The sequence below is a fragment of the Pseudomonas sp. CJQ_9 genome (assembly GCF_043106615.1).
Lineage (GTDB): Bacteria > Pseudomonadota > Gammaproteobacteria > Pseudomonadales > Pseudomonadaceae > Aquipseudomonas > Aquipseudomonas juntendi.
The window spans coordinates 97,929-118,561 of the sequence record NZ_JBICMS010000099.1 but is presented as its reverse complement, the minus strand read 5'-3'; the positions used below and the strand labels follow the sequence as shown (position 1 = coordinate 118,561).

Here is a 20,633-nt window from a genome sequence, read left to right as displayed (position 1 = left end):
GCTCACCCCTGCACCGGCAGCAGCGAGGCCACAGCCTGACCCAGCGTATGGTCCAGCCCCCACCACAGGCCTATGAGCAGGCCAGATGCGGCCAGCACATGAACCAGAGGGGACTGCAGCCAACCCCAGACCGGCACGTGCGAAGTGCCCCCTGCGTGGGTGACCAGGGACTGGCTTGTATCAAGAGGGGGAACCTGCGCATTGATTGCAGCCAGCAACTGCTGCCGTTCCGGGTGATTGACATCACGGTAACGCCCCAGAAAACCCAGCATCAGCACCCGCTGAAAAACCGTGAAGACATAAGGGTGGGCAGAGGCTTCACGCAGCACCGTGCGCATGTCCTCATAAAGCGATTCACCCGCCTGGTGGCTACTGAAAAACCTGGCCTGCAAGGTTTCCATTGCCCAATCCTCATGGGCCTGGCCTTCGGCACAAGCGAGTACCGTCTCATCCAGCAAGGCACATTGCGCGTGACTGATAAGCTCGATGCTGCGACGGTCCAGGCCCTCTTCCTGAAGCGAGGTACGAACATGCTCGACATCGGCTACGCAACGCGACCAGAGTTCCGGGCTACTGTGCGCCCCTGTACCGTGCCGCAACTCGACCACCAGCAAGTACGTGTCCTGCAGCAAAGCGTCGATATCCAGCTTGGCCGCACCGTAGTTATGCTGGGCGTACGTCATGAGCGCAGCACCGCAAACAGTTCAAGTTTGGCGTCCTGAAAAACGCTCGGTACGTAGAGCGCGCAAACGCCATCGGCCAACATGGCACGGCCTTTTTCATGACTGAGGTCCAGCGCGAAATACTGGTTCTCCAAACGCAGCGGTATTGCCGCTGGTACATGGCTCAGGGGTTTCAAGGGAACGCCATCGAGTGCGGCATTGACCAGATGATCCACATCATCTGGGCAGCCTATCTTGCACAGCCGGGGGAACTGGCTTTGCACTTGCACAGCCGGCAATCGGCAGCGCACCGACAGGTAGAAGTCAGCGCCTTCCGGCTCCAGCAACCGAGGATCGCCGAGGGTCACCTGCCAACGGTTGGCACTACGCGCCTCCAGCACCAGTGCTATCACACGCGAGGGCAGGCTTGCCTCCAGCAGGGTGGAGAGCGTACGCATCAGCGGTGGAAACACAGCCTCCAGGTCTGCATGCTGATAAGCCGGGATATCCTCGACGCTCTGGTCCAGCGAAAACGTCAGCAGCGCCCCTGCACACTTCACCAACTGCTGGTACACCTGCTCCGGGTGCCGGCCAGGGTGTGCCTTGAGGTCAGCCAGCACCGGCTGGTAGGTATTCAGTGCGTTGAGCAACCAGAACAACGTCACATCTGCGACCGCGAAATCCGCCATGCGCTGGTTGCTCTCCCGGCGCATGCCCATCAACCGCTCACGCTTGGCGGACAACTGAGTCAGCAAATTGTCCAGCTGAAGCAACAGCCCCGCATGAGCATCAAACTTCAGCAGCGGGGGAACATAGGCCTGATCAATCTCCCAACCACCGCGCCCATCCCGTAGCAAGCGCGCTACCGGGCAGGTGAGGTAATCAGCATTGTCATCACCCTGCAGGCGCAAGCTCAGCGCGTGTTCGAGCACGCTGATGGGCTGCACTTCATCGGTGTAGAGATCCTGAACGTCCCGCCACACCTGGCGGTATCTGACGGGGCGCTCAACGCTGCCGCCTTCGAACACACAGTTGCTGCCGTTGGCCTGTTCTAGCGGCAAGGCGAGCACCACCGTTGCAGCCTGATGGTCGTCAGGCAAGGCCCTGGCCAGCTCCAGGGCACCGGGCAGCCGATCCAGTCGATCCGTGTCAATCAACGTTCCGTCCGGCATGCACACCTGTAGCCGCGTAGCCAGAAGTTTACCCAGCTGCAGTGCGTCTGCATCGAACGCAACTGCGCGAATGCCCCACGGATGGACCCATGCCAGCGCAGCAACTGCCTGATTGGTCCACGATTCAAAGCGGGCCTGCTGCTGAAACTGCTGCGCAGACAACACCACACCGGACGCCCACAGGGGCCGATCGATCTTCACGGTTAATAACTCCCCGGTTCGCTGTCAGGATTTGGCTTTGGGCATTTGCGAAACCAATGACAGGTTGATGTCCATGCCTTCAACCTGGAAATGCGGCACGGCAAACAGCTTGACCCTGAAGAACCCTGGGTTGTCATCAATGTCTTCGACGATTACTTTCCCCTCCCTTAGCGGATGAGAAGCTTGCAAATCATCGCCGGGATCGGTCATTTCAGTGACCAGCCCACTTAGCCACCTGTTCAGTTCCAGCTCCAACAGGCGCCTGTCCTTGGTCGTACCGATGCTTTCCCGCTGGATCACCTTCAAATAGTGCGCGATACGAGAAAGCAGGAATACATAAGGCAGCCGAGCATTGATGCGGCTGTTGGCCGTGGCCTCGGGCGTGTCATAAATCGCGGGCTTGTGCGCTGAGTTCGCCGAAAAAAAGCACGCATAGTCGCGATTCTTGTAATACGACAAGGGAATCAGGCCAAGATTGGCAAACTCGAACTCCCGTGTTTCTGGAATCATCACTTCCGAAGGAATTTTGACTTGGCTGCCCGTACCCATGTCATACAGGTGGATGGGCAGGTTGGTCACAGCACCCCCTGATTGCGGCCCTCGAATTTGTACGCACCACCCATTGGCAATGAAGCTTTTGACCATATTGGCTGCAAACGCGAACGTCGAACTGACCCAAAGATACTTGCTGTGATCCGGCCCCTTCACGCGCTCTTCATAGTTGAACAGCCGAACCGGGTTCGTATCCGGCCCATAAGGCAGGCGGCCCAAAGTGCAAGGCAACGTGCTGCCTACATAACGGGCATCATCGCTTTCGGCAAAGGCGTGCCACTTGATGTACTCGGCGCGGTCCATATAGTTGCCGATATCCTTGATCGCGGCCACTTCCTCCATGGTTTCCTTGCCAAAGAATGCGGGACCCATTGAGCACAGGAATGGCATATGGGCAGATGCCGCGACTTTAGAGATATTGCGCAACAGTGCAATGTCTTGCGCGCTACGGCCAAACGCGTAGTTCGAGACTGCTGCCGCGATAGGCTCCCCACCCGGCGTATCGTATTCCTGAGTATAGGTATGCAGGTACATACCGCTTTGCGCAATCTCGGGCGCATCTTCAAAGTCTTGAGCCAGGTGCTCTTTGCTGACATCCAGCAACTCGATGCGCACGTTCTGACGGAAATCCGTCTGGTCGATCAACGACTTCGCCCCTCGCCAGATCGACTCGACCCGCTGGAAGTCCGGGTGATGCATCACCTCGTCCAGCTGGCTGCTGATCTGGGCATCGATCGAGGCAATATGCTCATCCAGCAGTGCCCTGTCCAGGCGCTCCAGCTTGGGGGAGACGTGCTTGAGCCGTTCAAGAAAGACACTGACCGACGCAGTGACACGCTCATTGGGCGTTGCATCGGACAGCACTTCCACACTCTGGTAGGCGTCGATACCGCCCATGTGATCAAGGGGTTCGAGATTTATTTTTTCAAACAAGGCGTGATAAACATTCTGGCTGTCTTTCACTCGCACAGCGGCACCGCGCGATTGCGCAGGGGATTGCTCTTCGGACATGGGTTCGCTTCCGGTCGGTCGAAATGATGGTTGCCTAGCGTTCGCCTTGAGGGGCAAGCGCAGCCAACTCCTTACGCAACGCGTCACTCAATGCTTCATCTTTGAGTATGCGTTCCAGCTCAACACGGAACGTGGCGTTATCCAGGAGATTGGCTTTCAACTCACGCAGCAGGTTTCGCATTGCCAGCAGCGCACGTAACTGCGGTATCTGCCGCGCGACCTGTTCGGGCTCGAAATCCTTCATGCGCTGGAAGCTCAACTCGACAGGCGTTTCAGCCCCATCGTTGGCGAGCGTGTCCTTGACAAACAATTGCAGGCTTGGCGAAAACTCAGAAAGCACATTGTCGAAGTTATTCTTGTTGATATTGACTTTTACCCGCTCAGACAGCGGACGTTGCTCTTTGCCGTTGCTGTAGTCGCCCATGAGCATGAGTTTTAGCGGCAGCTCTACTTTGCGCTGAGCGCCGCCAGTATGTAAGTCAAGCTTGATGTTGACGCGTGCCTTGGGCACCTCATTCTGAAAACTGTTTGAAGCCATGGTTCCTCCTGAACGCAGGTGACCTCGAGAACTGAATTCATGGACTGAAAGCCAGAACAGTTTAAGCAGAATACTGCAGGCCCTTCGACGAACATGAACGCGAGGTAGAATCCGACTGGATCACCCGACTAACCATGACTCTTTTTTCAATAGCCCGCTAGCCCAAACGAGAAATTAGGAAGTTTCCTACAACTTAAGCAGCAAGTAGCTCTTGGGGACAGGCGGCACCGCGCCAACTTCAGGAGCCCACCCAAAAAAACAACAAAAGTTTTATGAAAAGCAGGATAACTACAGAAATATCCTACAGGCCAAGACTAAATGGCCGACATGGATAGGGTGGCAGAAATACATACTCGTTTCATTTGAGCGCGGCGTAAGCGACAGATACTGGCCACGGCCATGAGCGCCTGGTTCGAGTTGGTCCGGGGGGGGGCACAGACGGCACGTTGAATGGCACCGGGTTGCCGGTGCCATTCAACGCTGTGTAAAGCCGCTATCAGGCGAAGCGGGCGCGCGCCGCATGCAGCTTCTTGTAGCTCTCGATCAACCGCAGGTGCCGGTCAAGGCCTTCGAGCTTCATGCTGGTCGGGGTCAGGCCATGGAAGCGGATGCTACCGTCAACCGAGCCCAGCACCGCGTCCATGCGCGCATTGCCGAACATGCGGCGGAAGTTGGCCTCGTAGTCGCCCAGCTCCAGTTCGTCATCCAGTTGCACCTCCAGCACCACATTCAGCGCCTGGTAAAACAGGCCACGCTCGACGGTGTTGTCGTTGAACTGCAAGAACGCCTCGACCAGCTCCTTGGCCTCCTCGAAGCGCTGTACGGCCAGGCAGATCAGCAGTTTGAGCTCAAGAATGGTCAGTTGGCCCCAGGCAGTGTTCTCGTCGAACTCCACGCCGATCAGCGTGGTGATGGTGGTGTAGTCATCGACATCGCAGTTGTCCAGGCGCTTGAGCAGCAGTTTCAGCGAGCGGCTGTCGAGGCTGTGCAGGTTGAGGATGTCGGCACGGAACGCCAGGGCGCGGTTGGTGTTGTCCCAGATCAGGTCCTCGACCGGGTAGATCTCGGAATAACCTGGCACCAGGATACGGCAGGCTGTGGCGCCCAGGTTGTCGTACACCGCCATGTACACTTCCTTGCCCATGTCTTGCAGAATGCCGAACAGCGTGGCGGCCTCCTGCTGGTTGGAGTCCCCGCCGTGGCCAGAGAAGTCCCACTCGACGAACTCGAAGTCGGCCTTGGCGCTGAAGAAACGCCACGACACCACCCCGCTGGAATCAATGAAGTGTTCGACGAAGTTGTTCGGTTCGGTCAGCGCATGGCTTTCGAAGGTAGGTTGCGGCAGGTCGTTCAGGCCCTCGAAGCTGCGCCCCTGCAGCAGTTCGGTAAGGCTGCGCTCCAGCGCCACTTCCAGGCTTGGGTGGGCGCCGAACGAGGCGAAAACGCCACCGGTGCGCGGGTTCATCAGGGTCACGCACATGACCGGGAACTCACCCCCCAGCGAGGCATCCTTGACCAGTACCGGGAAGCCCTGCGCTTCCAGGCCCTGGATACCCGCAAGGATGGCCGGGTACTTGGCCAGGACTTCGTGCGGCACATCCGGCAGGCACAATTCGCCTTCGAGGATTTCACGCTTCACCGCCCGTTCGAAGATTTCCGACAGGCACTGCACCTGCGCCTCGGCCAGGGTGTTGCCAGCGCTCATGCCGTTGCTGAGGAACAGGTTTTCGATCAGGTTGGACGGGAAGTAGACCACTTGCTGGTCAGACTGGCGCACGAACGGCAGCGAGCAGATCCCGCGCGCCGTGTTGCCCGAGTTGGTGTCGTACAGGTGAGAGCCACGCAGCTCGCCATCGGGGTTGTAGATTTCCAGGCAATGCGCATCGAGAATCTCGGCCGGCAGCGCGTCGCGCGGGCCGGGCTTGAACCACTGCTCGTCGGGGTAATGCACGAACGCGGCATTGGCCAGGTCTTCGCCCCAGAACTGGTCGTTGTAGAAGAAGTTGCAGTTCAGGCGTTCGATGAACTCGCCCAGCGCCGAGGCCAGTGCGGCCTCCTTGGTAGCGCCCTTGCCGTTGGTGAAGCACATGGGCGACTGCGCGTCGCGAACGTGCAGCGACCACACATTGGGGACGATATTGCGCCATGAGGCGATCTCGATCTTCATCCCCAGCCCGGCGAGAATGCCCGACATGTTGGCGATGGTCTGCTCCAGCGGCAGGTCCTTGCCAGGGATGCAGGTGCTGGTATCGGACACCGGCATCAGCAAGCCCTGCGCATCGGCGTCGAGGTTGTCGACCACCTCGATGACGAACTCCGGGCCGGTCTGCACCACTTTCTTCACCGTGCAGCGGTCGATGGAACGCAGGATACCCTGACGGTCCTTTTCGGAAATGTCCTCGGGCAGTTCCACCTGGATCTTGAAGATCTGGTTGTAGCGGTTTTCCGGGTCGACAATGTTGTTCTGCGACAGACGGATGTTTTCTGTCGGTATGTCGCGGGTCTGGCAGTAAAGCTTGACGAAGTAAGCCGCACACAAGGCCGAAGACGCCAGGAAGTAGTCGAACGGGCCCGGGGCCGAACCATCGCCTTTGTAGCGGATCGGCTGGTCGGCGATCACCGTGAAGTCGTCGAACTTCGCTTCGAGGCGCAGATTGTCGAGAAAGTTAACCTTGATTTCCATGCGGGATTACCGTGATTTAAGCGTGCAAGACGAAATTGGCCGGCATTATCCGGGTTTTTACCGCGTACGTCCTGCCTGGCTGCCCAGTTGCGCATTCCAACGAATTACTTGCCTGATTCTCTGAACCTTCGACCCGCTTCAAACCGGTGGCCGCTGGCCTGTGCTAGCGTTTCCCCACCGGGGAACAATGTATTCCCCACCCGACATGACCCCGCGACAACAACCGATGACTGGCAGGTGAACCATGGAACTACGCATCAACCAGAAGACCTACCAGGTCGAGGCGGACGCCGACACGCCCCTGTTGTGGGTGATCCGCGATGACCTGGGGCTGACCGGCACCAAGTATGGCTGCGGCCTGGCCCAGTGCGGCGCGTGTTCGGTACTGGTCGACGGCAACGTGGTCCGTGCCTGCGTCACCCCGGTGGCCGGCGTGGTCGGCCGCGAGGTCACCACCATCGAAGCGATCGAAGCCGACCCGGTCGGCCAACGAGTGGTCACGGCGTGGGTCGACCACCAGGTGGCTCAGTGCGGCTACTGCCAGTCCGGCCAGGTGATGGCGGCCACCGCGCTGCTCAAGCACACGCCCAAACCAAGCGCCGAGCAGATCGACGCAGCCATGGTCAACCTGTGTCGCTGCGGCACCTACAACGCCATCCATGCCGCCATGCACGACTTGGCCAAAGGGGAGCAGGCTTGATGAACACACCCGTCGATACCCCTGCCGAACTGCTCGCCCTGCAGCGCGGCGAAACGGTCAACCTGTCACGCCGTCGCTTCCTCGCCGGCACTGCCGTGGGCGCCCTGGTGCTGGGCTTCGGCCTGCCGGTGAGCATGCCGCGGGTGCAAGCCGCCGCCGTGGCCACAGTAGAACGCGGCACCCAAGTGCCGGCGTTTCTGGAAATTCGCCCAGACGGTACGGTGCGCCTGCTCAGCCCGTTCATGGAAGGCGGCCAGGGGCCGTTCACCGCCATGGCCCAGATCGTCGGTGAAGAGCTGGACGTGGACCCCGCGCACTTCGTGGTTGAAAGTGCGCCACCCGGCGAAGCCTATGTGGTGATGGAAAACGGCATGCGGATTACCGGCGGCAGCATGTCGGTACGCATGAGCTACCCCACCATGCGCCGCCTGGGCGCCCTTGCCCGGGCCATGTTGCTGCAGGCTGGCGCCGAAAAACTGGGGGTGCCGGTGGCCGAACTGTCGAGCACCCCGGGTAACGTGGTACATACCACGAGCGGCCGCTCGGTGCCTTACGGCGAACTGGCCGGGCGGGCCATGGACCTGCCGGTACCCGACCCGGCCAGCGTCAAGCTGCGCGACCCTGGCCAGTTCCGCTGGATCGGCAAGCCGGTTCGGCGCCTGGATGCCTACGACAAATCCACCGGCAAAGCCCAATACTGCATCGACATAAAGGTGAACGGCATGCTCCACGCCGCCGTGCAGCATGCGCCGCGCCTGGGCATGACCGTTGGCAGCCTGCGTAACGAAGGCCAGGTCCAGGCCATGAACGGCGTGCACTCGGTGCATCAGTTGCCAGGGGCGGTAGCGGTGGTTGCTGAACGCTGGTGGCACGCCAAGCGCGCCGTCGAAGCCCTTCAAGTCGACTGGCAAGAGCCAGCCGCCGACAGCACGCTACGGGCGATGCCGGCTGATTTTTCCAGCGACGGCTGGCGCGAGCACCTGGCCACGGTCGATGCCCCGGCGCGAGATGAAGAAAACGAAGGCGATGTAGCGGGTGCCTTGGCCAACGCCAAGACCCGGGTCGAGGCCAGCTACCACAACCAGTACCTCAACCATGCCCAGCTGGAGCCACCGTCGGCCCTTGCCCGCTTCAATGCCGATGGCACGCTGGATGTCTGGCTGCCCAACCAGGCCCCGGACATGTTCCGTGACGACATCGCCCAACGCACCGGCCTGCAAACCAGCCAGATCAACCTGCACTCGCCACTGTTGGGCGGCTTCTTCGGCCGCCACTTCCTGTACGAATCGGCCAACCCCTACCCGCAGGCCATTGCCCTGGCCAAGGCAGTGGGCCGGCCGGTCAAACTGATCTGGAGCCGCGAAGAAGAGTTTCTGCGTGATGTACTGCGCCCGGTCGCCGTGGTGAAGTTCCGCGCAGGGCTCGATGCCGACGGCCTGCCGGTGGCCATCGAAGCGGTCAGCGCCACCGAAGGCCCTACCGAGGCCCTGGCGGGCAAGCAGGGCGACAAGGTCGACCCCACTGCGCTTGAGGGGCTGTCGGGCAAGGCCTATGCCATCGCCAACAAACGCATTGCCCAGATCTATGTCAAAGGCCCGGCCATGCTCGGCTACTGGCGCTCGGTGGGCAACTCGCTGAACGACTTCTTCTATGAGTCGTTTCTAGACGAACTGGCCGACAAAGGTGGCAAGGACCCGTTCGAACTGCGCTTGCACCTGCTGCGCGACAACCCCAGGCTGACCACCCTGCTGAACGCGGTCGCCGACTTGTCCGGGGGCTGGAAGCGCGGGCCATTCACCGCCGAAGATGGCAGTAAGCGGGCCCGTGGCGTGGCCATGGCCTCGCCCTTCGGCTCGCACGCAGCCGTCATCGCCGAAGTGTCGGTGGAGAACGGACAGGTCAAGGTGCACGATATCTGGCAGGCCATCGACCCCGGCAGTATCGTCAACCCGGCCATCATCGAGCACCAGGTCAATGGGGCGGTGGCGTTGGGCCTGTCGCAGACGCTGGTGGAAGAAGCGGTCTACGTGGATGGCAAGCCGCGCGCGCGCAATTACGACCTGTACCCGATCCTGCCGCCTTCGCGCATGGCACGGGTACATGTACGCATTGTCGAAAGCGGGGCGAAGATGGGCGGCATTGGCGAACCGCCACTGCCCGCAGTCGCACCGGCAGTGGCCAACGCGGTGGCGCAACTGACCGGCCAGCGCGTACGCAGCCTGCCAATGAGCCGCCACACCTTCAGCTGACGCACAAGGATTGCCCCATGACCCATCGTTTCGCAAGAACCGCTGGTTGGCTGGCGCTGCCGTGCCTGATCGCGGCGGGCCTGCTGACCTGGTATGTCACCCGCGAGCCCGCTTCGCCGTTCACCGACGCGCAGGCCGACACCGCCGCCGCAGCGCTGGTCAGCCGTGGCGAATACGTGGCCCGGCTCAGCGACTGCGTCGCCTGCCATAGCCTGCCAGAGGGCCAACCGTTCGCCGGCGGGCTACAAATGGCCACCCCGCTGGGGGCCATTCATGCCACCAACATCACCCCCGATCGCGACACTGGCATCGGCGCCTACAGCCTGGCGGACTTCGACCGCGCCGTGCGCCACGGCGTGGCACCCGGTGGCCGGCGCCTGTACCCGGCCATGCCCTACCCCTCGTACGCCAAACTCAGCGATGACGATGTAAAGGCCCTGTATGCGTTCTTCATGCACGGCGTGCAGCCGGCCAAGCAAGCCAACCTGCCCAGCGATATCCCTTGGCCGCTGAACCTGCGCTGGCCCATTGCGCTGTGGAACGGCCTGTTTGCCCCGACCGCGCCGTACACCGCCCAGGCGGGGCAGGACGCGCAGTGGAACCGAGGTGCCTACATCGTCCAGGGCCCTGGCCACTGCGGCAGTTGCCACACGCCGCGTGGTTTGGCGTTCAACGAAAAGGCCCTGGACGACAGCGGCACAGCGTACCTGGCCGGGGCATTGCTCGATGGTTGGTATGCACCGAGCCTGCGTGCGGACCACAACACGGGGCTGGGGCGCTGGAGCGAAGCTGAAATCGCCCAGTTCCTCAAGACCGGCCGCAACCGCCATGCCGTGGTATTCGGTTCGATGACCGAGGCATTCAACAACTCCACCCAGTTCATGACTGACGACGACCTGGCCGCCATCGCCCATTACCTGAAGTCGCTGCCCGGTGACCCTCAGCGCGATGGCGCGCCCTGGCAGTACCAGGCGGTGTCGGCTGCCGAGCGGCTGGACACCCCCGGGGCGCACACCTACGTGACCCGCTGCGCGTCGTGCCATGGCCTGGACGGCAAGGGCCAGGCGCAGTGGATGCCACCACTGGCCGGGGCTACGTCGGCTTTAGCCAAAGAAGACGTGTCGGCGATCAATATCACCTTGAACGGTTCACAGCGGGTAGTGTCTGCTGGAGTGCCTGATGCTTACCGTATGCCGGCCTTCCGCGAGCAACTGGGGGACAAGGAGGTCGCCGAGGTGCTGACGTTCGTGCGCTCGGCCTGGGGCAACCAGGGCGGCGCGGTCGACGCGCAGGCGGTAAGCAAGTTGCGCGGGCACACCGACCCGGCCAGCAGTAGCCCCATCATCTTGCATATGCGCTGAAGGGGGCATGCCTGAGCCAACCTTCTCGACAGTGTTGTAACGGAGTTTCCATGGAAAGCATCGACCTGCTGGTGCTGCGCACCACCCGCGACTGGCTTGCCGGCGGCCACCGCGCCCTGCTTGCCACGGTCGCCCGTACGTGGGGTTCTTCACCGCGCCCGGTCGGCTCGATGATGGCGCTGCGCAGCGATGGCCGGGTGGTTGGCAGCGTATCCGGTGGCTGTATCGAGGACGACCTCATCCACCGCTACACCAGCGCCTATGGCGGCCCCGGCATGCCCAGCAGCCAGCCGCAGGTGGTGCGCTACGGCGTCAGCGCCGACGAAGCCCACCGTTTCGGCCTGCCCTGCGGTGGCACCCTTGAACTGGTGCTGGAGTTCGCACCCGCGTTGTCGCACCTGGAACAACTGCTGGCCAGCCTGGACAGCGGCAACCTGATGTGTCGCGAACTCGACTTGTACACGGGTGCTGCCAGCCTGGTTGCCACCGCTACCCCACAACTGTTCAGGTTTGATGGCCAGCGCCTGTTCAGTACCCTTGGGCCTGGTTACCGCCTGCTGCTGATCGGTGCCGGCGCCCTGGCCGAGTACCTTGCAACCATGGCCCTGTTCAACGGCTTCAGTGTCTCGTTGTGCGACCCGCGCCCGGAATACACGGCAGGCTGGAGCATCCCCGGCGTTACCCTGCTGCCAGGCATGCCGGACGATGTTGTCCGGGCCTTCAAGGCAGATGTGCGCAGCGCCATCGTTGCCGTCAGCCATGACCCGAAGCTGGACGACCTGGCCTTGCTCGAAGCCTTGCACAGCCCGGCCTTCTACATTGGCGCCATCGGCTCGCGGCGCAACAGCCAGCTGCGCCGTGAGCGGCTGATCGAGCATTTCGGCGAAAGCGAAGCGTCGCTGCAGCGTTTGCATGGGCCGATAGGCATCTATATCGGCAGCAAGACCCCGGCGGAAATTGCCGTCAGCGTGATGGCCGAGCTGCTCGCGGCGAAGAATGACGTCCGTTTGCCTGGCGCGGTCAACGTCAGTAACGCCAAGGAAGCCGAGCAGCTGGCCCGGGCGCTGTAGCACCGGCCAGCGCAGGGCCTGTCATTGCCATTGCTCCATGTTCTGCTTCAACAACTGCTGCGGCAGGGCGCCGCCCACGATCTTGGCCATTTCCCGGGCCAGTGCCGCGCGCAGCTGTGGCTGGTTGCAGGCTGAATTACGCGAAATGGCCAAGTACAACCCTTCACTGGAGACCGGTGGCTGCAGTACCTGCACGGCACCACCAATACCCAGCGTGCGCGCCAGGGCCATGCCTGGGTACTGCTCGTAAACCACGTAGGCACTGCGCTTGTGCACCAGTTTCTCGAACGCCTGGCGAGCAGTGGGTACCGCTTCGAGCGTGAGATGAGCCTGCGCATACTCGTCGAACTGCTGGCCATGGCTGTTGTTCACCAGCGTACCGCCCTTGCGGCCCTTCAGGTCCGCCCATTGCCGGTAGGCAAAGGCGTCACCCTGGCGCACCCAGACCACGCTGGGGGTGGCCAGGAACGGTGGCTCGATGAAGTCCATCTGCTGTTGCCTTGCCTCGGTGCGAAAGTACCCGGCCAGAAGGTCGATCCGCCCAGTGCGCACTTCTTCCTGCGCCCGTGACCACGGCCCCGCGTAAACCACGTCGATCTCCAGCCCGAGCTGCTTGCCCAGGTGCTTGAGCAAATCGGCATTGGCACCCATCAACTGCTGCGGATTGCGTGGATCGCGCCACAGGTAAGGCGGGTATTCCGGGTTACCGGTGGCGGTCAGCCGCCGGCATGTTTCATCGGCTACCGCCGCCAGGGGCAGCAGCATCAGGCACAACAAGGGCAAGGCGTGGCGCAGGCGACGCTTGATCATCAACGACCCTCGGCAGTTGTAACTTTGCCGCCCCGCTGGGTGACCAATGGCTTGAGCAATGCTGGTCAGCTGCATCAGGTGTGGGGCTGTATACAGTCTGGACCATCAGAGGCCGACTAGCGGTCCTTTTATGGGCATAAAAAGTAGTGCGGCCCAACGCCGACAAGCCGGGCTCCCACAGGAGCAGTGCAGACCTCTAGCTGTGCGCGCCCCTGTGGGGGCTGATGGGCTGCCAGTAGGGCTTAACTGGCCTGCCGCTTGGCGGCCTTCTTGGCGATGGCCTTCATGCGCGTGGCCGCCCGCTGCACCGTCGCCATCTTCTCGGGGCGCTTCATGCCCCGCCATTTGCGGATTTCCTCGCGGGTACGGCCGCAGCTCACGCACAACTCACTGTTGAGCTGGCACAGCGAAACGCAGGGGTTGTCGATGTCTTTGGCCATATGCCGTTCAGCCGGGTAATTCAGCCCGCGCGCGCTCGCCGGCATCATTGAACACTTTGCGCACTTCATCGGCCTTGGCCTTGTTACCCGAGTGGGCGGCCAACAGTTCTTCGACTACGCGCAGGCCCTGTTCCAGGGCCGTCGCCAATTGCTCAGCGTCGCAAGCGTCAGCGACATCCCCGAGGTAAGGCGCGATGAGGTAAACGTACCGGTCTTGCAGCTTGAGCGCTTCCAGCGCATCGAGAGCATGCTGGAACCGCTCGGCTGCGGCAGGGCTCATGCTCAGTTTATCGAAATGAATCAGGCTCACACGGTCAGTGGCCATTATTACGAATCTCCGTTTCCTGGTACGGCCGGGCCCGCACGCGACAGCGCTTCTACGGTGCTTGATGTGCGGCCCCGGGTAATGCCCACCAGCGTACCAGAAGCCGAGACAGAAAGGGCCATTGCCCCCAGAACTAAAAGTATTTGCCAAGTCGCGCAAGGGCAGCCCCAGGACGCTATCGGGACAGGCGCCGGCGCCGGCCGCGCAGGATAATCCGCCAGCACTTCACCCCGCCGAGGCCGGCAACGGCCTCGGTAGCCCACACAACTACAAGCCTGTACGAACAGGTAAGCCAAACAGGGGCGTCAGCATTCATGGTAAAGGAACACATCAACGAAACACTCGACCTTGGCGTTACAGACCCCTCGAAAACCGCAGAAGCCCGCCAGGACCGGCGTTTCGAGGGCAAGCTGGACTGGGTAGTCTTCGGTTTCACCAGCATCCTGGCCATCGCTTTCGTGCTCTGGGGCTTCATCAACCAGGCCAGCCTGGCGCGCAGCGCGTCCACTGCGCAATCGTGGGTCATTCTCAATTTTGGCTGGTTTTTCGTACTGACCTCCACCCTGTTCGTGGTGTTCGTGCTGTGGCTGGCCGCCAGCCGCTACGGGCGGGTACCGCTTGGCCGCGATGGCGAACAGCCTGAGTTTCGCACGGTGTCCTGGGTGGCGATGATGTTCAGTGCCGGCATGGGTATCGGCCTGATGTTCTTCGGCGTGGCCGAGCCGCTGTCGCACTACGTGTCACCGCCGCCCGGCTCGGCCAGCGGGCAGACCAGCGAAGCGATGCAGGTCGCCATGGCGACCACCCTCTTCCACTGGACCTTGCACCCTTGGGCCATGTACGCCATCGTCGGCCTGGTCATCGCCTACGGGACCTTCCGCCGGGGCCGCTCACAGTTGATTTCCGCGGCCTTCCGGCCGTTGATCGGCAAGCACGCCAACGGCCCGCTTGGCCGCCTGATCGACATGATGGCAATCTTCGCCACGCTCTTCGGCTCGGCGGCCTCGCTGGGCCTGGGCGCCCTGCAGATCGCCGGCGGGTTGGAATACAACGGCTGGATCGAGAGCCCCGGCAAGCTGTTCTACATCTCCATCATCACCCTGCTGACCATCGCCTTCGTCTCGTCGGCGGTATCGGGCATCGGCAAGGGCATCCAGTGGTTGTCCAACATCAACATGGTGCTGGCCCTGGTGCTGGCGCTGTTCGTGTTCATGGTCGGGCCGACCCTGCTCATGCTGAACCTGCTGCCGACCTCGCTCGGCATCTACATCAAGATGCTGCCGGAAATGATGGCCCGTACCAACGCCAGCGGTGGCGAGCAGATGAACAGCTGGCTGGCCGGCTGGACAGTGTTCTATTGGGCCTGGTGGATTTCCTGGACGCCGTTCGTGGGCATGTTCATTGCCCGCATCAGCCGTGGCCGCACCATCCGCCAGTTCGTTACCGGCGTGCTGCTGGTGCCGAGCCTGGTCAGCCTGGTGTGGTTCACCATCTTCGGCGGCGCGGCCGTCGATGCCCTGCGCGAAGGTGCTTTCCAGCTGGCCAACGGGGCAGTCAACAGCAACCATGCGTTGTACCAGTTGCTGGACAGCTACCCGCTGGCCTCGGCGACGTCAGTGCTGGTGATGGTGCTGGTGGGTATCTTCTTCGTCTCCGGCGCCGACGCAGCGTCGTTGGTGATGGGCACCCTGTCGGAGCACGGCACCACCGCGCCTTCGCGGCGCACGGTGATCTTCTGGGGCGCATTGACCGGGACGGTCGCGGCCATCATGTTGGCGATCGGCGACCCACGGGACCCTGGCGAAGCGCTGACCGGGCTACAGAACCTCACGATCGTGGTGGCCCTGCCGTTTGTGGTAGTGATGGTGCTGCTTTGCCTGGCGCTGTACCGCGACCTGCGCAAGGACCCGATGATGCTGCGCCAGCTGCGCGGCAACGAGTTGATCGAAAAAGCCGTGCTGTATGGGGCGGTGAAGCATGGCGAAGAGTTCTATATCGTGGTGCAGGAGAAAAAGGCGTCGGTCAAGACGGCTGAGGCTGCGAGCGAAACCGCAAACACCTGAACCCGCGCAGCGGTAACGGCTACTAAGCGTTATTGGGGCTGCTTTGCAGCCCTTCGCGGGCGCGCCCGCTCCTACACGTTTGGCGCTGAACTCAAGAAATGCGCGATCCCCTGTGGGAGCGGGCGTGCCCGCGAAATGGGCGCGGGTGGTGGCCTGGCGTACGCGCAGCGCCAAGTCCTTGGCCGCACCGCTCTGCACCACGTACTTGACCTCGATATCGCGCTCCCAGCGTTTCTGGTCGGTCTACGGGTTGCCCTCGGCACCCCGGCGCACGATTGCGTCATCGGCAGCGCCCGGGCACGGCCTGGGCGCTGCAACATCCTGCAGATATTTCCGACGCCAGGCAGTGAACCTGCCGACAAAAAAAAGGTCATTCGCTGACGGTCAACCCACCGACCGGTTCATCGGCCCAGTCACCGGCCTACTTTTTCCCCGTTGCAGCGAAGACCAACATGCCCGATTCCCGCCCAACCGCCTCCGCCCTCCCTGCCCTGCGCGGCAGCCTGATCGCCGCCCTGCTGGCGCTTGCCGCACCCGTGCATGCCGAAGAACCCGCCAGCGACGCACGCTGGGTCAGCGACAGCCTGAGCACCTATGTGCGTAGCGGGCCGACCGACGGCCATCGCATTGTCGGCACACTCAAATCCGGGCAAAAGCTGACACTGCTTGGCAGCCAGGGCAAGTACAGCCAGGTGCGCGGCCAGAATGGCGACGTGGTGTGGATCCTCAGCGATGACCTGCAGTCTGTTCCCGGCCAGAACGAACGGCTGCCGTTGCTGGATGCGCAGGTGGCAGAGCTCACCGGCCAGTTGAAGACCATCGACGACAGCTGGAAGAACCGCGTGCAAGGCATGCAGGAAACCCTGGATTCGCGCAAGAAGCTGATCGACGAGCTGGAGGCACGCAATAAGGCACTCAACGAGCAATACGACCAGAGCCAGTCGGAGCTGCGCGATACCCAGGCGCGCCTGGGCGATGAGAACAAACAGGTGATGATGCGCTACATGGTCTACGGTGGCAGCATCGCCGGCGCGGGCCTGCTGGCCGGGCTGATCCTGCCGGCGCTGACCCGCGGGCGCAAGAAGAACGACCGCTGGTTCTGAACGGCGTCATGCACCGCGGCGCGGCTACAGGTCTTGGAACTTGGCCAGTTCTTCGCGGCAGAACGCCACGAACAACTGCGCCGGCTTGGTCAGCTGTACACGCTTCAACCAAGCCGCGGCCAACCCCGACAGCGCCACCGGCTCGGTGATGTCCAGCATGACCAGGCGCTGGCCGTCGTAGGTGTAGGGCGAATGCGGCCGGGTGACCAACAGCGAGAAACCGAACCCCTGCCCGACCATGCCGCGCACCATCTCGATCGAGGGCGAACTGAAGACGATGTTCGGCGTGAGGCCCAGTTCGTTGAACAGGCTGACGAAGTAGGTACGGCTGGGCGCCACGTCGAGCAAGATCATCGGCTCCGGGCACAGGTCGCGCAGCGAGACCTGGCCCTGGCTGGCAAAACGGTGGTTCTCCGGCAGCAATACGTAAGGCTTTTGCGGCGGCATCAGCGGCTCGGCCTCGATGGTGCCATCGAGGTCGTGATCATAGAGAAACGCCAGGTCGAAGCTGCCTGCCGTCAGGCCCTGGATCAGGTCCTGCTGCTCGCCGTCGCGCAGGCGGATATCCACGCCAGGGTAGCGCTGGCGGAAACCGGCAATCAGCCGTGGCAGGTACAACGGCGCCACGGTTTCGAAACAACCGATATCAATCTGCCCGGCAACGGTGTCATTGTCGGCCAGGGCGTTTTGTTCGAACTCATGGGCCATCTGCAGCAGCGACTTGGCCTTGGCGTAAAAGCGCTTGCCGCTGGGCGTCAACGACACACCCTGAGCATGGTGGCGGATGAACAACTGCACCCCGAAGCTTTCCTCCAGGCCTTTGATGGCCGTGGAGATCGACGGCTGGGCGATGTAAAGCTGGCGCGAAGCCTCCGCCACGCTACCGGCTTCCACCGTAGTGACGAAGTACTTGAGTTGTCGCAGGGTATAGGCAGCCACGCTTACCTCTCTGGCGCCGGCCTGGGCGCACGGAAATTGGGATCATGGCTGACACTTTACCCCCGCAGGCGCCCGGGCGGTGGCTGGCGGATCAAGCATTTGCCTATGGCTTGAGCAGGTTTTCCCTGGGTAGGCTCAAGCGCACTGGTCAAATGGCCCTGAGCGTCTTTACTGATGCTTATCGACCCTAGGCATACGGTGTGCACTCATGAAGATCGTCGTCACCAGCATCCTCGTCGACAATCAAGCCAAAGCCCTTGCTTTCTACCATTACGTACTCGGTTTCGAGCCCAAGCAGGACATCCCCATGGGCGACCACCGCTGGCTGACCCTCACCTCGCCCAACGACCCCAACGGCGTTGAGTTGCTGCTGGAGGCAGATGACCACCCGGCGTCCAAAACCTACAAAGCTGCACTCAAGCAAGCGGGTATCCCCGCCACCTCCTTCGCCGTGCGTGACATTCAGGCAGAGTATGCCCGGCTCTGCGCCGCCGGCGTCCAGTTCACCCAGCCCCCTACCGACAAGGGTGCGGTTACCCTCGCGGTGTTCGATGACACCTGCGGCAACCTGATCCAGATCGCACAGAAGCACTAACCCCATGCCGCTATGGCAATGCGCAACAATAAGGAAAACCGATGCGCCACGAATTCAGCGAAGTGCTCAATGACGGCGTCGACTACTTTCTGCTTGGCGATATCCAGTTGCTTGAACAGTTCAAGCAGCAACAGCAACTGCCCGATGACCTGGCCTACGCCTTCACCCATGGCGACAGCGGCGACCACGCGGTGAGTGAAGGTGTGGTGCTGCCACTGGCCGGCGTCGATAACCTGCCGTACCGCATTCTGTTCACCCTGGACAGCCACACACCGGCGCTGCGCGAAGCTGGCAGCCGCCTGAAGCACCAGCGCAATGGCTATGTGCTGCGCGTCGAGCACGGGGCGCTGATGCTATATACCTGGCGGATGCTTCAGCACTTCACGCCCAAGACGCTGGGTGACTTCTTGGCGCGTTACCAGGTCCCGGGGCGGCCGATCATCGAGCTGGACAATGGCTGGTATGACGTGGAGGTGCTGGCCGGCGCACTGGTGCGCGACGCCTTGTACGAGCCGGCGTTCGAGTTCGTGTTGAAAAAGCGCTGGAGCCGGGGCCGGCCGGCCACCGTGGACACCGGCTACGCGTTCGGGCTGCGTGGCTATTTCGACTGATGGTTGCCCGCCCCAGTGTGCGGCGCCGCCAGGGTTAAACCCCGAGGGGATGCACCGCTGCCACTGGCGCTATCGGCCCTTTAAGCTCGACCTGGTTGCCATCCGGATCGTAGCAGTACAGCGACGGCCCTTCGCCCTCGGCACCGTAGCGTTTCTCGGCAGGTTCTACCTGCACCCCCGCCGCCTGCAGGTAGGCCAGCAAGGCGGGCTCATCGAATGGCTCGATACGCAGGCAGAAATGATGCAGGTTGCGCCCCTCGGCGCCCGGCGCCGCACCACCGGTTCGCCCCAGTGGCCCGTCCAGCGTAACCAGGTCGATCATCGCCGTGCCCGTGGCCAGGTGCACCATGCCCAGATCCTCACGCACGCGGCTGACCGAACAGCCAAGCAGGTCGGTATAGAACGCCACGCTGCGCGGCAGGTCACTGACCCGCAGTACCAGGTGGTCGATGTGCTGGATGGCGAAGGGTCGCATGGCGGGCTCCGGCTGGCCTGGGGGTGTACCACCATAGCGCAGGCGCCCAGGCCATCACCAGCACCCGCTACTCATTCACCAGGCGTTGCAACATGCCCCCTTCGTGCCGCGCGATGATGCGCAGCAGTTGGTCGACCAGCGCCCGGTCCGGCGCGTCCAGGTGGAAGTGATGACCGCCCGGGTGCCAGGACACCTTCGCATGGTCGGGCAAAGCCGCCTGGCGCTGGCTGAACGCATCGCCGGCAAATGCCCCCTGGCGGCCGAACATCAGGTACAACGGGCAGCGGATCTGGCTGAGCAGGTCGCACGCTTCGCGCTCGGTCAGCGGCATGGGTTCGGGCAGCACCAGCCGCGGGTCGTGGCGCCAGCAATAGCCCTCGCCCAGTTGCAACAGGTCACGCATGGCCAACAAGCGGGCGGCGCCTTCGGACAGCTCGGAGTCCAGCCGCTCGCGGCGTTGCGCCAAGGCGGTGTCGAGGTCATCGAAGCGGGCGTCGCCCGGCTCGCCGAAGCCCGGTAGCTGGCTGCGCTGCACCATGCGTTTGAGCCGATAGGCCCGCGCCAGGTGCTGCACGCGGTCATCCTCGGCGACGGTGAACGGTGCCCCCATGCCGTCGAGGAACGTCATGCTGGCGATGCCGCTGGTCATGGCCGCGAGCAGCGACGCCACGCCCGTACCCATGCCGTGGGCCAGCACATGGAATTGGCTCAGGCCGAGGCTGTCGGCAACCGCCAGCATGTCCTCTGCGTGTTCCCACAGGTAATAGCCACTGTCGTGCCGACGATGGTCGGAACGCCCATGGCCGACCAGGTCGGGGGCAACGACGAAACAGTGTTCGAGCAGCGGTGCCAAGCGGTCGAACGAGGCTGCATTGTCCAGCCAGCCATGCAAGGCCAAGACCGGCATCCCGTCCTCCCGGCCCCAGCAGCGCACCGCGATTTCGATGCCATTGTTGTCCAGCAAGTAGTCCTTGGGTGTCGACGATGAACGCATGGGTAGCTTCCTGACTATGGCCTGGCAAGGCCGCGACACCCCCTACCTTGGCGCGATGCCGGCAGCCGCGTTGGTGCCG

Annotated in this window: 19 protein-coding genes and 1 pseudogene; 8 read left to right on the top strand and 12 right to left on the bottom strand. The window is 62.5% G+C overall.

Features of this window, described 5'->3' with window-relative positions:
* Positions 1 to 2: 2 nt before the first annotated feature.
* The 5 genes from tssL to ACF8SD_RS21460 all read right to left on the bottom strand — a co-directional run bounded on the left by tssL (position 3) and on the right by ACF8SD_RS21460 (position 6,819).
* Complete coding sequence (gene tssL / locus ACF8SD_RS21480; RefSeq protein ID WP_392484497.1) at positions 3 to 683, bottom strand: type VI secretion system protein TssL, short form; 681 nt, start codon at positions 681 to 683, stop codon at positions 3 to 5.
* Positions 680 to 2,035 carry a type VI secretion system baseplate subunit TssK gene (tssK, locus tag ACF8SD_RS21475; RefSeq protein ID WP_392484496.1) on the bottom strand — a complete coding sequence of 452 codons (1,356 nt, stop codon included), beginning with the start codon at positions 2,033 to 2,035 and terminating at the stop codon, positions 680 to 682. Before tssK ends, tssL begins: the two co-directional genes overlap by 4 nt.
* A gap of 24 nt (positions 2,036 to 2,059) precedes the next feature.
* Entirely contained in the window at positions 2,060 to 3,598 is a 1,539-nt protein-coding gene (gene tssC / locus ACF8SD_RS21470; protein ID WP_392484495.1) for a type VI secretion system contractile sheath large subunit, read from the bottom strand.
* Between the two features lie 34 nt (positions 3,599 to 3,632).
* Positions 3,633 to 4,136, bottom strand: coding sequence for a type VI secretion system contractile sheath small subunit (gene tssB, locus ACF8SD_RS21465; RefSeq protein WP_182389010.1), 504 nt, complete (start codon positions 4,134 to 4,136; stop codon positions 3,633 to 3,635).
* 496 nt (positions 4,137 to 4,632) lie between these two features.
* Entirely contained in the window at positions 4,633 to 6,819 is a 2,187-nt protein-coding gene (locus tag ACF8SD_RS21460) for an OsmC domain/YcaO domain-containing protein (RefSeq protein WP_173888692.1), read from the bottom strand.
* 244 nt (positions 6,820 to 7,063) lie between these two features.
* Between ACF8SD_RS21460 and ACF8SD_RS21455 the strand changes: the two genes are divergently transcribed.
* Genes ACF8SD_RS21455 through ACF8SD_RS21440 form a run of 4 tightly spaced genes read left to right on the top strand, consistent with a single transcriptional unit; the run spans position 7,064 to position 12,199 of the window.
* The gene (locus tag ACF8SD_RS21455; RefSeq protein ID WP_392484494.1) at positions 7,064 to 7,519 is read left to right on the top strand and encodes a (2Fe-2S)-binding protein; all 456 of its coding nucleotides are present in this window, start codon (positions 7,064 to 7,066) and stop codon (positions 7,517 to 7,519) included.
* Entirely contained in the window at positions 7,519 to 9,768 is a 2,250-nt protein-coding gene (locus ACF8SD_RS21450; RefSeq protein ID WP_392484493.1) for a molybdopterin cofactor-binding domain-containing protein, read from the top strand. Before ACF8SD_RS21455 ends, ACF8SD_RS21450 begins: the two co-directional genes overlap by 1 nt.
* Positions 9,769 to 9,785: 17 nt before the next feature.
* Positions 9,786 to 11,129: a c-type cytochrome gene (locus ACF8SD_RS21445; RefSeq protein ID WP_392484492.1), complete on the top strand. Its 1,344-nt coding sequence runs from the start codon at positions 9,786 to 9,788 to the stop codon at positions 11,127 to 11,129.
* A 50-nt stretch (positions 11,130 to 11,179) separates the two neighbouring features.
* Complete coding sequence (locus ACF8SD_RS21440) at positions 11,180 to 12,199, top strand: XdhC family protein (protein WP_392484491.1); 1,020 nt, start codon at positions 11,180 to 11,182, stop codon at positions 12,197 to 12,199.
* Between the two features lie 21 nt (positions 12,200 to 12,220).
* On the opposite strand, the gene ACF8SD_RS21435 is transcribed toward ACF8SD_RS21440, so the two are convergent.
* The 3 genes from ACF8SD_RS21435 to ACF8SD_RS21425 all read right to left on the bottom strand — a co-directional run bounded on the left by ACF8SD_RS21435 (position 12,221) and on the right by ACF8SD_RS21425 (position 13,774).
* On the bottom strand, positions 12,221 to 13,009 hold the full coding sequence (locus ACF8SD_RS21435) for an ABC transporter substrate-binding protein (protein WP_173888682.1): 789 nt from the start codon (positions 13,007 to 13,009) through the stop codon (positions 12,221 to 12,223).
* 242 nt (positions 13,010 to 13,251) lie between these two features.
* Complete coding sequence (locus ACF8SD_RS21430) at positions 13,252 to 13,449, bottom strand: DUF1289 domain-containing protein (protein WP_173888680.1); 198 nt, start codon at positions 13,447 to 13,449, stop codon at positions 13,252 to 13,254.
* A gap of 7 nt (positions 13,450 to 13,456) precedes the next feature.
* Positions 13,457 to 13,774, bottom strand: coding sequence for a hypothetical protein (locus ACF8SD_RS21425; RefSeq protein ID WP_392484490.1), 318 nt, complete (start codon positions 13,772 to 13,774; stop codon positions 13,457 to 13,459).
* A gap of 314 nt (positions 13,775 to 14,088) precedes the next feature.
* Between ACF8SD_RS21425 and ACF8SD_RS21420 the strand changes: the two genes are divergently transcribed.
* Positions 14,089 to 15,837, top strand: coding sequence for a BCCT family transporter (locus ACF8SD_RS21420; protein ID WP_173888677.1), 1,749 nt, complete (start codon positions 14,089 to 14,091; stop codon positions 15,835 to 15,837).
* 138 nt (positions 15,838 to 15,975) lie between these two features.
* On the opposite strand, the pseudogene ACF8SD_RS21415 reads toward ACF8SD_RS21420, so the two are convergent.
* A pseudogene (locus tag ACF8SD_RS21415) lies at positions 15,976 to 16,101 on the bottom strand (OprD family outer membrane porin); the annotation flags it as partial.
* Positions 16,102 to 16,289: 188 nt separating this feature from the next.
* Between ACF8SD_RS21415 and ACF8SD_RS21410 the strand changes: the two are divergent.
* Complete coding sequence (locus ACF8SD_RS21410; RefSeq protein ID WP_173888675.1) at positions 16,290 to 16,940, top strand: TIGR04211 family SH3 domain-containing protein; 651 nt, start codon at positions 16,290 to 16,292, stop codon at positions 16,938 to 16,940.
* Between the two features lie 24 nt (positions 16,941 to 16,964).
* Here the strand turns inward: ACF8SD_RS21410 and ACF8SD_RS21405 are convergent, their stop codons facing one another.
* Entirely contained in the window at positions 16,965 to 17,879 is a 915-nt protein-coding gene (locus ACF8SD_RS21405; protein WP_173888674.1) for a LysR family transcriptional regulator, read from the bottom strand.
* 208 nt (positions 17,880 to 18,087) lie between these two features.
* Between ACF8SD_RS21405 and ACF8SD_RS21400 the strand changes: the two genes are divergently transcribed.
* Both ACF8SD_RS21400 and ACF8SD_RS21395 read left to right on the top strand, forming a co-directional pair.
* Positions 18,088 to 18,474 (top strand): VOC family protein, encoded by a 387-nt coding sequence (locus ACF8SD_RS21400; protein ID WP_173888672.1) that lies wholly within the window; start codon positions 18,088 to 18,090, stop codon positions 18,472 to 18,474.
* A gap of 41 nt (positions 18,475 to 18,515) precedes the next feature.
* A complete protein-coding gene (locus ACF8SD_RS21395) occupies positions 18,516 to 19,085 on the top strand; it encodes a hypothetical protein (RefSeq protein WP_173888670.1) in 570 nt (189 codons plus the stop codon).
* A gap of 34 nt (positions 19,086 to 19,119) precedes the next feature.
* On the opposite strand, the gene ACF8SD_RS21390 is transcribed toward ACF8SD_RS21395, so the two are convergent.
* A complete protein-coding gene (locus ACF8SD_RS21390; protein WP_173888668.1) occupies positions 19,120 to 19,560 on the bottom strand; it encodes a VOC family protein in 441 nt (146 codons plus the stop codon).
* Positions 19,561 to 19,627: 67 nt separating this feature from the next.
* Entirely contained in the window at positions 19,628 to 20,554 is a 927-nt protein-coding gene (locus ACF8SD_RS21385; protein WP_392484489.1) for an alpha/beta fold hydrolase, read from the bottom strand.
* Positions 20,555 to 20,633: the final 79 nt, after the last annotated feature.